Source organism: Stenotrophomonas sp. KH_052, from assembly GCF_057838755.1.
In genome coordinates this window covers 1,986,443-1,999,939 of the sequence record NZ_CM174475.1, presented here as the reverse complement: position 1 = coordinate 1,999,939, position 13,497 = coordinate 1,986,443, and the positions used below count along the sequence as shown (strand labels likewise).

The 13,497-nt window shown below is 64.9% G+C and carries 13 protein-coding genes; 6 read left to right on the top strand and 7 right to left on the bottom strand.

The window, feature by feature from the left end; genetic code table 11:
• Nucleotides 1-28: 28 nt before the first annotated feature.
• A complete protein-coding gene (locus AC3ITW_RS09345) occupies nucleotides 29-2,605 on the bottom strand; it encodes a TonB-dependent receptor plug domain-containing protein (protein WP_489390265.1) in 2,577 nt (858 codons plus the stop codon).
• 317 nt (nucleotides 2,606-2,922) lie between these two features.
• Between AC3ITW_RS09345 and AC3ITW_RS09340 the strand changes: the two genes are divergently transcribed.
• Nucleotides 2,923-3,924, top strand: a complete 1,002-nt coding sequence (locus AC3ITW_RS09340) for a helix-turn-helix domain-containing protein (protein ID WP_489390264.1) — start codon at nucleotides 2,923-2,925, stop codon at nucleotides 3,922-3,924.
• A 33-nt stretch (nucleotides 3,925-3,957) separates the two neighbouring features.
• Here the strand turns inward: AC3ITW_RS09340 and AC3ITW_RS09335 are convergent, their stop codons facing one another.
• The 3 genes from AC3ITW_RS09335 to AC3ITW_RS09325 form a co-directional block, all read right to left on the bottom strand.
• Nucleotides 3,958-4,452 carry a hypothetical protein gene (locus tag AC3ITW_RS09335; RefSeq protein WP_032969870.1) on the bottom strand — a complete coding sequence of 165 codons (495 nt, stop codon included), beginning with the start codon at nucleotides 4,450-4,452 and terminating at the stop codon, nucleotides 3,958-3,960.
• 91 nt (nucleotides 4,453-4,543) lie between these two features.
• Nucleotides 4,544-5,131 (bottom strand): TetR/AcrR family transcriptional regulator, encoded by a 588-nt coding sequence (locus tag AC3ITW_RS09330; protein ID WP_153675406.1) that lies wholly within the window; start codon nucleotides 5,129-5,131, stop codon nucleotides 4,544-4,546.
• A 133-nt stretch (nucleotides 5,132-5,264) separates the two neighbouring features.
• Nucleotides 5,265-6,209, bottom strand: a complete 945-nt coding sequence (locus AC3ITW_RS09325) for an AraC family transcriptional regulator (protein ID WP_489390263.1) — start codon at nucleotides 6,207-6,209, stop codon at nucleotides 5,265-5,267.
• A 102-nt stretch (nucleotides 6,210-6,311) separates the two neighbouring features.
• Between AC3ITW_RS09325 and AC3ITW_RS09320 the strand changes: the two genes are divergently transcribed.
• The gene (locus tag AC3ITW_RS09320; protein ID WP_489390262.1) at nucleotides 6,312-7,157 is read left to right on the top strand and encodes an oxidoreductase; all 846 of its coding nucleotides are present in this window, start codon (nucleotides 6,312-6,314) and stop codon (nucleotides 7,155-7,157) included.
• A gap of 79 nt (nucleotides 7,158-7,236) precedes the next feature.
• On the opposite strand, the gene AC3ITW_RS09315 is transcribed toward AC3ITW_RS09320, so the two are convergent.
• Both AC3ITW_RS09315 and AC3ITW_RS09310 read right to left on the bottom strand, forming a co-directional pair.
• A complete protein-coding gene (locus tag AC3ITW_RS09315) occupies nucleotides 7,237-9,006 on the bottom strand; it encodes an oleate hydratase (RefSeq protein WP_100468262.1) in 1,770 nt (589 codons plus the stop codon).
• A gap of 140 nt (nucleotides 9,007-9,146) precedes the next feature.
• Nucleotides 9,147-9,671, bottom strand: coding sequence for a GNAT family N-acetyltransferase (locus AC3ITW_RS09310; protein WP_489390261.1), 525 nt, complete (start codon nucleotides 9,669-9,671; stop codon nucleotides 9,147-9,149).
• Nucleotides 9,672-9,834: 163 nt separating this feature from the next.
• On the opposite strand from AC3ITW_RS09310, the gene AC3ITW_RS09305 reads away from it, so the two are divergent.
• From AC3ITW_RS09305 to AC3ITW_RS09295, 3 genes are read left to right on the top strand one after another with little or no spacing between them, the layout of a single operon-like run.
• Nucleotides 9,835-10,290, top strand: a complete 456-nt coding sequence (locus AC3ITW_RS09305) for an SRPBCC family protein (RefSeq protein ID WP_012510820.1) — start codon at nucleotides 9,835-9,837, stop codon at nucleotides 10,288-10,290.
• Nucleotides 10,291-10,301: 11 nt separating this feature from the next.
• Nucleotides 10,302-10,616, top strand: a complete 315-nt coding sequence (locus tag AC3ITW_RS09300; protein WP_005416268.1) for an ArsR/SmtB family transcription factor — start codon at nucleotides 10,302-10,304, stop codon at nucleotides 10,614-10,616.
• 2 nt (nucleotides 10,617-10,618) lie between these two features.
• Nucleotides 10,619-11,077 carry an SRPBCC family protein gene (locus AC3ITW_RS09295; RefSeq protein WP_489390260.1) on the top strand — a complete coding sequence of 153 codons (459 nt, stop codon included), beginning with the start codon at nucleotides 10,619-10,621 and terminating at the stop codon, nucleotides 11,075-11,077.
• Nucleotides 11,078-11,149: 72 nt separating this feature from the next.
• On the opposite strand, the gene AC3ITW_RS09290 is transcribed toward AC3ITW_RS09295, so the two are convergent.
• Nucleotides 11,150-11,932: a 3-hydroxybutyrate dehydrogenase gene (locus AC3ITW_RS09290; RefSeq protein WP_489390259.1), complete on the bottom strand. Its 783-nt coding sequence runs from the start codon at nucleotides 11,930-11,932 to the stop codon at nucleotides 11,150-11,152.
• A gap of 153 nt (nucleotides 11,933-12,085) precedes the next feature.
• Here AC3ITW_RS09290 and AC3ITW_RS09285 point away from each other — a divergent pair, with 153 nt between their 5' ends.
• Nucleotides 12,086-13,462, top strand: a complete 1,377-nt coding sequence (locus tag AC3ITW_RS09285) for a M1 aminopeptidase family protein (protein WP_489390258.1) — start codon at nucleotides 12,086-12,088, stop codon at nucleotides 13,460-13,462.
• Nucleotides 13,463-13,497: the final 35 nt, after the last annotated feature.

Here is a 13,497-nt window from a genome sequence, read left to right as displayed (position 1 = left end):
CCATGCCCGGCGACGCTTCGCCTGAACATCAGAACCGGTAATTGATCCGCCCATACCAGTACGTACCAACGTTGCCCAGCACATCACCGCTGTCCCAGGTGGTCTGGATGCTGGCCACATCGGTGGCACTGCGTGCGTACTCGGGCACCTTGCGGGTTCGCTTGTCGAACACGTTGTTGATGCCCAGCGCTGCACTCCAGCCCGCGCCCAGCTCCACAGCACCGGAAAGATTGGTCACCAGCACCGGCGGCTGCTTGTACTCCACACCGTTGTTCAGGCGCTTGATCGGGCCGTAGTAGGTGAAGTCCACGTTCGAGCGCCAGCGCCCGTTCTGCCAGCCAAGCCCTGCCACCTGCGTATAGCTGGGCGTGCGGAAGCGCAGCGCGTACTCGCTGGATCTGGTCAGCAGGTTGATGTTCGGCAGCCCCTGCAGCGCCGCCGGAATGTCGCTGACCTTCTGGATGGTGGTGCGGCCGACGTTGGCCGCGTAGCTCCAGCGCAGCTTGCCCCACGCCGTTTCCTGGTTCGCTTCCAGGGTCAGCTCCACACCGCGTGTGCGGGTATTGCCCACGTTGGTGAAATAGCTGGCATAGAACGCATCGCCCGGCAGGATGCTGATGCCGGCCGAACCCAGCAGCGCATCGATGGTGTTCTTCTGCGCCGCACTCAGCACCGTCCCGCTGTTGTCGGTGATGCGCGCCGGATCCTGCGCGTTGTAGCCGATCTGGCTGGACTGGCCGAGCTGGCCGCGGATGTCGATCTGATAGGCATCCACCGCCAGATGGAACGCCGGGCTCGGGTCCCAGGTCACGCCCAGGCTGTAGTTGGTGGCCTTCTCCGGCTTCAGCGGCGTGGCACCCAACGCAATCGCCGCCGGCGAAGATACCTGCGCCACCAGCGTGGTCCCGCACGGGCAACTGCCGGTGGCCTGGTAGAACTGCGCGCCCAGGCTGGGCGCATGGAAGCCGTTGCTGACCGTAGCACGCACACCCAGCGCGTCGGTGAAGTCGAAGCGCGTGGTCAGGCGGCCGGTGGAGACACTGCCGAAATCGGAATGGTCTTCCCAGCGCGCGGCCGCGTCCAGGTACCAGCGCGAGGTGATGTTGGTGGCCGCACCCACGTACACCGCCTTGCTGTTGCGGGTCGCCTTCACCGCGTCGGCAGTTGAATAGCCGACGAAGGCTGCAGCGCCGAAGCCGGTATACGACTCCCACTGCCCTGCCCCTCGCTCGTACTGCTCGTGCTGATACTCGGCGCCGGCGCTCACCTCCAGCGGCGAAGCGAATGCCGCCACCTCGAAGCCGCGACGCAGGTCCAGGTTGGCGATGCCTTGCTGGTAATCCAGCTTGCCGTCATAGAAATCAGTGGGCGAACCGGGGTACGGCAGCGAGTAGTTCACCGAGTTGCGCGTGTAGGTACGCACCGTGCTGCGGTTTCCGGTCAGGCTGGCGTCGTAATCCCAGCCAGCGATCTGGCCCTTTACCCCGGCGGTACCGGTGTACTGCTTTTCCTTGGTTTCCAGCACCGGCAGGAAGCCATCCGGAAACACGCTCAGTACGCCGGGTGCCTTGTAGGTAGTGAAGATGGTCGCCGGCAGGCGGAAATTCTGGATCGCCTGCGCGGTGCGATCGCTGGCCGTAGCATTGGCGTAGAACTGCGCGCTCTCGCCCAGGCCATGGCCCACGTTCACCGCGAAGGCCTTCAGCGCATACGACGGCGAGCTGAGAATGGTGTTGGCCTCGGCATTGCGGTTGGCCTCGGCCGGATTCGGCGACGCGCCGCCCGGCAATCGATTGTTCGGCCGCAACGCCACCAGGTTGCCGCTGCCATCCACTGCCGGATAACTCAGGTAGCCATCGATATAGCGGCGGGTACGGATCGCATGATGCTGGCGGGTGGTCTCGCCGGACAGATTGATGAAGCCATCCTCGCCCCACGGCAGGCCGACATTGGCGCGCACGCTGGTACGCGAACCATCACCATCGATGCTCTGCCCGCTCTCCACCGACACATCACCACCGTGTGCCTGCGACTTCAGGATCACGTTGACCACGCCGGTGATCGCATCCGAGCCGTAGATGGCCGAAGCGCCATCGCGCAGCACTTCCACATGGTCGATGGCCGAGACCGGAATCAACGCCAGGTCCGACCACGCATGCCCTGGGAAGCCGCCACCATTGGCCCCGCTTACATAGGCGCTGGCATTGCGGCGCTTGCCGTTGACCAGTACCAGCGTGTAGCCCGGAGACAGGTTGCGCAGCTGATAGCCGCGGATCAGGCTCTCCTGATCGCTCTGGTAGCCGCCGATCTGGCTCAGCGACGGCAGGCTGCGCTGCAGGGCTTCCAGCAGGTTACCCTGGCCGGTCGCAGCAAGGTCCTCTGCGGAAATCACATCGATCGGTGTGGAGCTGTTCTTCACCGTGCGCGTGCTGGTGCGCGAACCGGTGACCACCACCGCATCCAGCGTGGAGGCCGCCACATTGGCGGTGGCTGCAGTGGTCGCAGGGTCTGCATCGGCTTCCGCTGCGTGGCTGGGTGATGCAGCAAGGACGGCCGCGATCAGGACGGCAAGAGTGCTCAAGGCTGGTGCGTAGGCGGCAGGCATGGGGGCTCGTGGGGGTGGGCCGGAAACACGCTTCCATTCAAGGGCCTGTTCACCCACGGCGACAGGCGGGATCGCGTCACCCAACCGTCATATCCGGCCAGCCACATGACCGCTGGTAATGACGTTAGGCGGCCTGCGCACACGGGGTCGGATCCCTTTCCAAAGGAAAGGGCTCTGACCCCAGGCACGCATCCCTCCACGGGGTCAGAGCCCTTCCTGCGGAAGGGATCCGACCCCGGCCTCCATATGCCCACCCGGCATCACCTCATGCCCGCCCACCACGCAGCGCCACGCACCGCTACCCGTAGCATCAAGCCATGCCCAGCCCACCCGCCGATCCCACCGCGCCGCTCGTCGCCATCGTTGCCTGCCACGGCCAGGGGCTGTTCGAGTTCGGCTGTGCGGTGGGCCTGTTCGCACCGATACGGCCAGAGCTGGGCGTGGCCTGGTATCGCACCCAGCTGTGCGCGGGCGAACCCGGCGCGCTGCGCATGCTCGGCAGCACCCAGGTGCAACTGCCCTACGATCTCGGCAGCGTCGATGACGCCGACATCATCGTCATCCCCGGTTGGCGCGAGCCCAGCGAGCGTCCGCCGCAGGCACTGCTCGATGCACTGATCCGCGCTCACGCACGCGGCGCGCGCATCGCTTCGATCTGCTCCGGCGCGTTCGTGCTGGCCTGGGCCGGGCTGCTCGATGGCCGCCAGGCCACCACCCATTGGCGCCTCACCGAAGCGCTGGCACGTGAGTTTCCGCGCATCGATGTGCGCGAGGATGTGCTGTACGTGGACACCGGCAGCATCATCACTTCGGCTGGTTCGGCCACCGGCATGGACATGATGCTGCACATGGTGCGCAAGGACTACGGTGCCCGCGTGGCCAACCTGGTAGCCGAGCGATTGGTGCTGGCGCCATGGCGTGACGCCGGGCGCAGCCAGCGCGTCAGCCGGGCCATTCCCAATGGCGAGCCAACGCGGCTGGCAAAGCTGATGGAATGGATGCGCCGCAACCTGCGCGAGCCACACTCACTCGGCAGCCTTGCCGAGCAGGCCTCACTCAGCCAGCGCACCCTGCAACGTCAGTTCCTGGAAGCCACCGGCCTGTCGCCCATCGACTGGCTGATCCGTGAGCGCGTGGCCTTCGCCCGCGACCTGCTGGAAACCACCGACCGGCCATTGCAATGGATCGCAGAGCAGGCCGGTTTTGGTTCGCAGGAATCGTTCCGCCGCCACTTCCGTTTGCAGGTGGATGCCAGCCCCACCGAATACCGCAGCCATCATCGCAGTGGCATCGGTGCGGACCGCTTGGTGGGCTGCTGATTCCAGGTAGTGCCGGCCGCTGGCCGGCAGGGTTCACGACCGGATGGCGCGTCGATGGATCCACCAGCACTGCGCCACGAACCCGATCACAAAGATCGCCAGGCACCCGAGCAAGGTCTGCAACACCACCGGTGCCATCGGCGCAGCTGCCAGCGGATGCGCAACCGGCAAGCGCGTCAGCGTTTCATTTACACCCGGCACCAATGACAGCAGGAAACTGAAGGACAACGCGAACGTCGACAGGTAACGCCCCGAGCGTCCCAGCCAGCGTAGGCGTGCCGCCAGCACACCGCCGAACGCCACCAGCAGCACGATCACGCCGAAGGCATGGCCTGGATTGAGCCCGCCCGTGCTGGAGACGGTGAACGAGGTCGCCACCGACAGCACCAGGCCAATCAGATAAATCTTGCCCGAGCGCGTGCCCGGATCGATCGCCCGCTGGCGGATGAAGCCATGCAGGCCGGCCAGGATCGGCACCAGGCTGATGGCGGTATGAATCGCTCCGAGAAGGGAAAGGGGATGGGCCATGGGAACCTCCATTGATTGAATGGACCTACTAGTAGGTAGGCTATGGGGGCAAAAAGAAGGCCCGCGCTGCCGCAGGCCACTACACATCACCTCAGGCCGCCGCACTCACCCGCGCGATCGCCAACCGCGCCAGCGCCGCGAACGTCGCTGCATCACCAAAACCACGGGCTGCCAGCATCGCGCCATGCACCGATGACATGAACGCCTTGGCCTCGTCCGCGGCCGAACCCTGCAGTCGCAACTGGCCCTGCGCGGCGCCCTTCTCCAGTGTGACGGTCAGCCACCCGCTCAGATCCTCGAAATGCCCGCGTACTTCATCGGCAATCTCCGCAGGGATCATCGGCGCCTCTGCCGCCAGCATCGCGCAGATGCAGAACGACGACGTGCCACCCGCGATGCAGCTGGACCAATAGTCCACATAGGCGTTGAGCTCCTGCAGCGGGTCATCCAGCTGCCGGTCCAGCAGTGCCAGGCCCTCGCGTGCCTCGGCCCGATACAGCTCAACCACCGTGCGCACCAGATCCGCCTTGCTGGGGAAATGGTGATGGATGCTGGCCTTGCTGATGTTCACCCGTGCCGACACGTCGGCATAGCTGAAACCGTTGTAGCCACCAGCTTCCAGCAGCGAGCGGGCGTGGGCCAGGATTTCCTGGGCCTTGGGCGAGAACGACTCTTTCATGACCATTAACCTACTAGTAGGTAGATTCCCTGTCAATCCCTCCGCTGGGCTCGCCGGGCATGGCCCGGCGCTACCGGGGAAACCCGTTTCAGGTAGCGCCGGGCCATGCCCGGCGAGTGCAACGGCGGGCTCCTCAATGCGAAGACACGTACACCGCATCCGCTGGCGGGGGTGGCAGCGCAAAACTGCGCCGCATCCGCGCCACCTCGGCCGCCGGCGGCAGCGCGAACAACCGCTTGAACTCGCGGTTGAACTGGGACGGGCTGGCATACCCCACCGCCAGCGATGCCGCTTCGGCGGTCATCCCCTGCCGCAGCATCAGCAGCCGTGCCTGGTGCAGGCGGGTCGACTTCACGTACTGCATCGGCGACGTGGCGGTGATCGCGCGGAAGTGGTCGTGGAAAGTCGCCACGCTCATGCCCGCTTCGGCGGCCAGTTGCCCCACGTCCAGGGCGGTGGCATACGAGGAGTGGATCATACGCAGCACCCTGCCAATGCTGCCGAAGCGACCGCGCATGGCCAGCGCCGCGCGCATCGCGCCGCCCTGCGCCCCGGTCAACACGCGGAAGTACAGTTCGCGCACCAGTGCCGGGCCCAGCACCGCCGCTTCGAGCGGGTCAGCCAGCGCCTCCAGCAACCGCAGCACCGTGGCCTGCATCGGCGCCTGCATCGGGCTGGACATCATGTTCTGTGCCGGGGCCTCCGATGTGTCCACTTGTTCGCCCAGTTCAATCAGCAGATCCGCCGCCAACTGCAGATCCAGATGCAGGTAGATCGCCAGCAGCGGCGCCTCTGCAGAGGCATCGGTTTCCATCGTGAACGGCACCGGCACGGACACCGCCAGATAGTGCTGCGCGTCGTACTGGTAGACCTGCCCGCCCAGGTAGCCACGCTTCACGCCCTGGCAGACGATCACGATGCCGGGGTCATACAGCACCGGCGTGCGTGCCAGAGGACGGTCGGAGCGCAGCAGCCGCACCCCGGGCAGCGGCGTGAGCGTATAGCCCTCCTCCAGCGCCAAGGTCTGCAGCAGGCCGACCATGCGCGCCTGCACCTGCCGTTGCAGGGATTCGACCACGGGCACTCCAGAGGAATAGGCAAGAATGGACGAATCCTAGGCCTGTGGCGGGGTCCGCTCAAGAATTAACGTGCAAACCCTGCCCACCACGAGCGCCTCCCCATGCCCCCGTCCTGCCTTCTCCTCATCACCGGCGTCAGCAGCGGCTTCGGCCGTGCCCTTGCCCAGCAGGCGCTGCTGGCCGGCCATCGCGTAGTCGGCACCATGCGCAACGAAACCGCCCGCCAGGCATTCGAAACACTGGCTCCCGGCCGCGCATTCGGCCGCCTGCTGGACGTAACCGATATCGCCACCATCGATGCACTTGTTGCCGATATCGAAACCAACATCGGCAGCATCGACGTGCTGGTCAACAACGCCGGCTACGGACACGAAGGCATCCTCGAAGAATCCACGCTGGCCGAGCTGCGGCAGCAGTTCGAGGTGAACGTGTTCGGCCCGGCCGCGCTGATCAAGGCCGTGCTGCCGCACATGCGCGCGCGCCGCCGCGGCCACATCCTCAACATCACGTCCATGGGCGGCTTCATCACAATGCCCGGCATCGCCTGGTACTGCGGTAGCAAGTTCGCGCTGGAGGGCATCAGCGAAGTGCTTGGCAAGGAGGTTGCCCCGTTCGGCATCCATGTCACCGCCGTCGCGCCGGGTTCCTTCCGCACCGACTGGGCAGGCCGCTCAATGGCGCGGGCACCGCGCAGCATTGACGACTACGATGCGCTGTTCGATCCCATCCGCAGCGCGCGCGAGGCGAAGAGTGGCCACCAGCTGGGTGATCCGGTGAAGGCTGCACAGGCCATGCTGCAGATCATCGACAGCGACGCGCCGCCCAGCCACCTGCTGCTGGGCAGTGACGCACTGCAGCTGGTACGCGCGAAGCTGGCGTCGATGGGCGACAACATCGACGCCTGGGAACAGCTGAGCCGCTCGACCGACAGCGCAACGTTGCGGTAGCACCGGGCCATGCCCGGCGAGCGAAGCGGCCACTGCGGCGCAAGACGCCAGGCATGGCCCGGCGTTACCGGCGCCCCGCTCAGTCCTCCTGCACCAGCTTGAACTCGCGCAGCAGGCCGCCGATCTGGGTCTTGTCCAGCTTGTTCATCAGCAGATTGCGCATGAACGCGGGACCGGGAATGTCCAGTTCCTTGCCATCGCGCAGGCGACCGGTGGCGGCCAGCAGCGATCGCACGTCATAGGTGGAATTGAACACCTCAGGCACACCGCGTTCGATACCCAGCAGCGTGTACACCGCTTCCATCGGTGTGCGCACCGAGTACTCGGTGGTGAAGATGCAGTCACGCTGCTTCGACTCGGCGAACTGGCCGATGAAGGCGAAGTTCACCGCCCCGTCCGGCACCACGTCCGGGCGGTCACCGGCCTGGCGTGGCATGAAGAACGCGGTGATGTACGGCATCATCACCGGTACCGTCTTTGCGCCGGTCGCGGCCAGTTCGTCGATTTCTTCCACCGGCACGCCCAGGTGGTACAGCCACTCGCGGGTGATCTCCTCACCGGTGCAGTCCTGCATCGGCTTCTTAACGTAGTCGCCGGGCGTATCCACGAACAGCGAATACACCCAGACCACGACCTGGTCCTTGGGCTGGTTCTTGAAATGCGGCTGGCGGTTCACGGTCCAGCTCATCAACCAGCGCGAATCGCGCACGCTGACGATGCCGCCGGTCACCACCTTGCCACTGAACGGGTCACGCTTGGCGATCTTCTGGATGTAGGCCGGAATGCGCGCATCCAGCGTGGTCACCGTCGCCGATTCCCACTTGGTCTGCGGGATATGCGCGCCAAACACATCCGGGCGGCCGAACGCGGGATCCCTGGCGGCAATGCGTCGCCACAGATCCCAGGCCGGTGCCGGCCCCTCGTTCAAACGCGCAGCGGTCTGGTGATCGCCGTTGTCCGAATTCTCGGTCAACGAACCGATTGTCATGAAAACAAGATCATCTGCGCTCAGATCCACGCCACCCGCCACGCCCTCGCGCGTCCAGTGGATGCGCGTGGCCTGCTTGCGGCCGGCCGCCAGATCAAAGTCAACATCGGTCACCTCGGTCCCGTACTGGAACACCACGCCGTGGTCCTGCAGCCACTTCACCAGCGGCAGCACCAGCGATTCGTACTGGTTGTACTTGGTGAACTTCAACGCCGAGAAATCCGGCAGGCCGCCGATATGATGGATGAAGCGATGCAGGTACAGCTTCATCTCCAGCGCCGAATGCCATTCCTCGAACGCGAACATGGTGCGCCAGTACAGCCAGAAGTTGCTGTCGAGGAAATCACGGCCCAGCACCTCGTCGATGCGCTTGTTCTCCATTTCCTGCCGGGTGGCCAGGAACAGCGCGATGATGTCCTTCTGTGCCTGTTCGGTCAGGGTGAACAGGCCGTCGGTGTGTGCATCTTCACCGCGATTGATGGTGGCGCGCTGCAGGGAGTAGTTCGGATCATCCTTGTTCAACCAGTAGAACTCGTCCAGCACACTGGCATCCTCGATCTCCAGCGACGGAATCGAGCGGAACAGATCCCACAGGCACTCGAAATGGTCTTCCATCTCGCGGCCGCCGCGGATCACGAAACCCTTTTCAGGCACCTTCAGGCCATCCAGCGCGCCACCGGCAATCTGCTGCTGCTCGAGAATGGTGATGCGCTCACCGGCCATGCGGCCATCACGCACCAGGAACGCGGCGCCGGCCAGCGAGGCCAGGCCCGAACCGACGAACCATGCGCGCTTGCCATCGACACCGGCGGGCTTGCGCGGGCGCGCAAAGGCTTCGTAGTTGCCACTGCTGTAGTACATGCGTTGCTCCTTCCTGGAGGGGTCATCAGGAACCCACGGTGGAATGACACAGCCATTCCATGCAGGTCATGCCCCTACTCTAGCGCCGAACCGATGTACCAATTCCTGCACGCACGCTGCGACCGAATGACGCAGCCACGTCAGAGCTCTCGCCCCAGCAACATCCCCGGCCAGCCATCCACATTGAACGGTGCGATGCGCGTGTAGCCACAGGATTCATAGAAGCACACCAGATCACCATTACCACCGCCGTAGCAGTCCACGCGCAGATGGTCGAGGCCGGCAGCGCGCGCCTGCTCATCGGCAAAGGCCATCAGGCGGCGGCCAATGCCACGCACGCGCGCATCGCGCGATGCCACCAGCACCCGCACATACAGTTCCGGGCCGGTGGGCGCAGGCACATAGGGCATCGACTCGCCCAGCGCCAGGAACGCGCGCACCTTACCCTGCTCGTTCTGCGCAACCCATGCGCCCGGCAGCGCGCACGCATCGGTCACCTGGGTGATCCGGCGCGGCACCGTGGACCACGGCTCACTGCCCCATTGCTGCACATTGCCGATCGACACGAACCATTCGATGACTTCGTCGAAGAGCGTCAGCACCGCAGGGGCATCGTCCACGTTCGCACGGCGGATGTTCAAGATTTCCTTTCCTGCTTCAGTCATGTGCGCATTCCTTTCAACGCTTCAATCAATTGCGACGAGGATGCCGGCCAGCGGCCCGCACTACCAGGGCTGGAAGTCCGTGAGCCGGATTTGACATGCAGGCATTTGCCTGCCTATAGTCCATCCAAGGACGGCGCCTGTCCGCCCACGCGAGGAACCTGCAATGGTCGATATCGCACACAGGGTCGGCATCAAGGCCCCTGCAAGCCAGGTGTACCAAGCTCTGGCAACCCCCGAAGGCGTCGCCGCCTGGTGGGCTGAAGACACCCATGGCGACCGCGTGGCCGGCGGCACGGTCAACGTGCGCTTCACGAACAACGGCCAGGAAATCGGCGCCATGGAAATGAAACTTGAGCAGCTTGTTCCAGGCGAGCTCGTGCTGTGGCGGTTCCTCGCCGGCCCTGCCGAATGGATCGGCACCCACGCGCGCTTTGTGCTGAAACAGGAAGGTGACTACTGCATCGTGCTGTTCACCCATGAAGGCTGGAAAGAGCGCGTCGAGTTCACCTCCCACTGCAGCACCAAGTGGGCGGTGTTCCTGCTCAGCCTCAAAGCGCTGGTGGAAACCGGCAATGGCCAGCCCAACCCACACGACGTCAGGATCGACAACTGGAACTGAAGACGCCCCGCATGAATGCAGACAAGGTGTTCAAGGCACTGGCCGACCCCACGCGCAGGACGCTGCTGGACCTGCTCTGCGAAGACAACGGGCAGACGCTGGGCCAGCTCTGCGAACACTTGGACATGGCCCGGCAATCGGTCACCCAGCACCTGGGCCTGCTGGAAGACGCCAACCTGATCAGCACCGTGCGCCGCGGCCGCGAGAAGCTGCACTTCATCAACCCGGTGCCACTGCACGAGGTGTACGAGCGCTGGGTACGCAAGTTCGAGCAGCAGCGCCTGAGCCTGCTGCATGACCTGAAACGAGAACTGGAAGGAGAATGACGATGTCCGCAGAGTCCACCCGCTTCATCCACGTGATCTACATCGCCTCCACGCCGCAGAAGGTGTTCGAGGCCATCACGCGGCCCGAAATCGCCAGTCGCTACTGGGGCCACGAGAACGTCTCGGACTGGAAACCCGGCTCGCGCTGGCAGCATGTACGTGCGAACGAAACGCGCTCGGTTGAACTGGTCGGCGAAGTGGTGGAAAGCACTCCACCCTCGCGGCTGATCATCACCTGGGCCGCCGCCTCGCAGGCCGAAAACCCGAATGCCTATAGTCGCGTCACCTTCGATATCGTGCCCTACCAGGACATGGTGCGGCTGACCGTCACCCACGACGAGCTGGAACCGGGCAGCGGCATGGATACCGGCATCCGCCAGGGCTGGCCGATCGTGCTGTCGAGCCTGAAGTCGCTGTTGGAGACGGGCAAGGGGCTGGATGTTTTTGCGAAGCCGCAGTAAACGGCTGCGTCGGGACGACGCCGCAGGCGCCTTGGCTGCTGCGGCGTCGGCAATGCGGCCGATGCGGGTCCGCTAGCGGGCGGTCCAGCCACCATCGACCGGCAACGCCGTGCCGGTGATCTGCGCCGCGGCGTCCGAGGCCAGGAACACCACCATTTCCCCCAGCTGCTCGGGCGTCACGAACTGCAGAGAGGGCTGTTTCTCGGCCAGCAGCGCGCGCGCAGCGGTCTCCTGATCCGTGCCTTCGCGCTCGGCCAACGCAGTGATCTGTTGCTCGACCAGCGCCGTCCGCACCCAGCCCGGGCAGATCGCATTGGCGGTGATGCCGGTGCCCGCGTTCTCCAGCGCTGTCACCTTGGTGAACCCCACCACGCCATGCTTGGCCGCCACATAGGCCGACTTGTTCACCGAGCCCACCAGGCCGTGTACCGATGCAATATTGATGATGCGACCGGCACCCTGCTGCTTCATGTAAGGCAAGGCCGCTGCCGTTGCATGGAACACCGCCGACAGATTCAACGCCAGGATCGCATCCCACTTCTCGACCGGAAATTCCTCGATCGACGCGGTGTGCTGGATGCCCGCGTTATTCACAAGGATGTCGATGCGCCCCATCGTCGCAACAGTGCGGGCGATCATTTCGCGCACCGCCTCGCCACGGGAAAGATCGGCACCATCGTGCACCACTCGCACACCGAACTCAGCCTCAAGGTTGGAACGGATGCGTTCGATCTCCGCCGCATCGCCGAAGCCATTCAGCACGATGTCGGCACCCTGCCGCGCCAGCGCGGTCGCAATGCCAAGACCGATACCACTGGTCGAGCCGGTAACCACCGTGACCTTTCCACTGAACATGGGCGAGCTTCCATCGGGCACAGGCAGCCAGTGTAGTCCTCTAGATCCACTCCACGCGCGGATCAGCAGATCCACGCCATGCGTGGATGCTCCCCTCTCGGCAGAAATTCACATTGCCCCTATAGTCACCCCAATCCACCCATGGATGGCCCGATGAACCCCTGCAAGGCCCTGCTGCCCGCCGTAGTTGCCGCACTGCTTGCCCCTGCCATCAGCCAGGCCGCACCGCCTGCTCAGGACGCCACGCCACTCACCACCGGCAACGTGCGGCTGGATATTGCCAGCGGCCGTGTGGAGGGCGAAGTCTGCGTTTCCAATCGCCCCGCCAGCGCCCAAGGCCACTTCGTGCTCAACGCCGGCCTGAATGTCGCACGGATCACCGATGGCGATGGCGCGCCGCTGGACTTCGAAGGCTGGTACGACCCCGGCGTGGATGGCGAAGCACGCGTGTACACCGTGGCCAAGCCACCCGCCACGCTCTGCGTGCAGTACGTGGGCGCCTTCCCGGTCTACGCCCGGCACGATGCCCCCACCGACTTCAAAGGCCTGATGGCCTTCAACGGCGACAGCGCCCGCTTCACCGAACAGTCCGCATGGCTTCCGCAGGCGTTCGACCCCAAGGTGCGCGTGCGCAGCAGCGAAAGCCGCTACGACCTGCAGGTGGACTGCAGCGGCTGCCGGTTCCTGTATCTCAACGGCAGCCCGGCCATCGAAGGCGCGCAGGGCCGCTTCCGCAGCGACAACGCACGACCGATCCTGCTGTTCGGCGGCAGCGGCCCGATCACCCGCACCGCGCAGGTCACGATCCTCAATGAGACCCTGCCCCCGGCCAAGGTCGATGCACTGTCCAGTACGGTGCAGAAAATAGCCGACGTGCACAGCCGCTACATCGGCGTGCCGCTGGCCGACCGCCCCACCTTCCTGCGCATGGTCACGCTCAACCAGATCGAGCGCGACCGCGAGGGCAGCGAGTGGGGCTTTGCCACCTGGCCAACCATCGCCATGAGCGGCAGCATCGGCAACGTGGCCGATTCACTGCTGGCCGGGGGCGAGAATGCCGAGCGACGCGTGCAGTACATCGCGCATGAAATGGGCCACTACTACTTCGGGACGCTGAATCGTCCGCAGGGCCCCTACTTCTGGGTGCTGCTGGAATCCAGCGCCGAATTCCTGTCGATCAAGGCGCTGCGCGAGATCAGTGGCGATGCCGCGGCGGATCGCTACATTTCGCGCCTGCAATCGGCCATCGATAAGACGGACACGCCGCTGCCCGCGTTCGATGCCATCGACGGCGACTCGGACTTGGGCGAACTGTACCGCTATGGCTACGGCCCCTTGCTGTTGCTCTCGCTGGAAAAGCAGGCGGGTGAGGCGAAGATGCAGGCCTTCATGCGTGGGCTGCTGGCCTCGACTTCGCCGAGGAACTGGGCGGAGCTGCAGGGCATCGCGATGAAGGCCGGCATCGATGCCAAGGCATGGGAACATTGGCGGGCAAGCTGCGTGGCTGGCGGTAAGCAGAGGTGCCAGTAGATCCACGCCACGCGTGGATGCTCTCCCTCAACGCC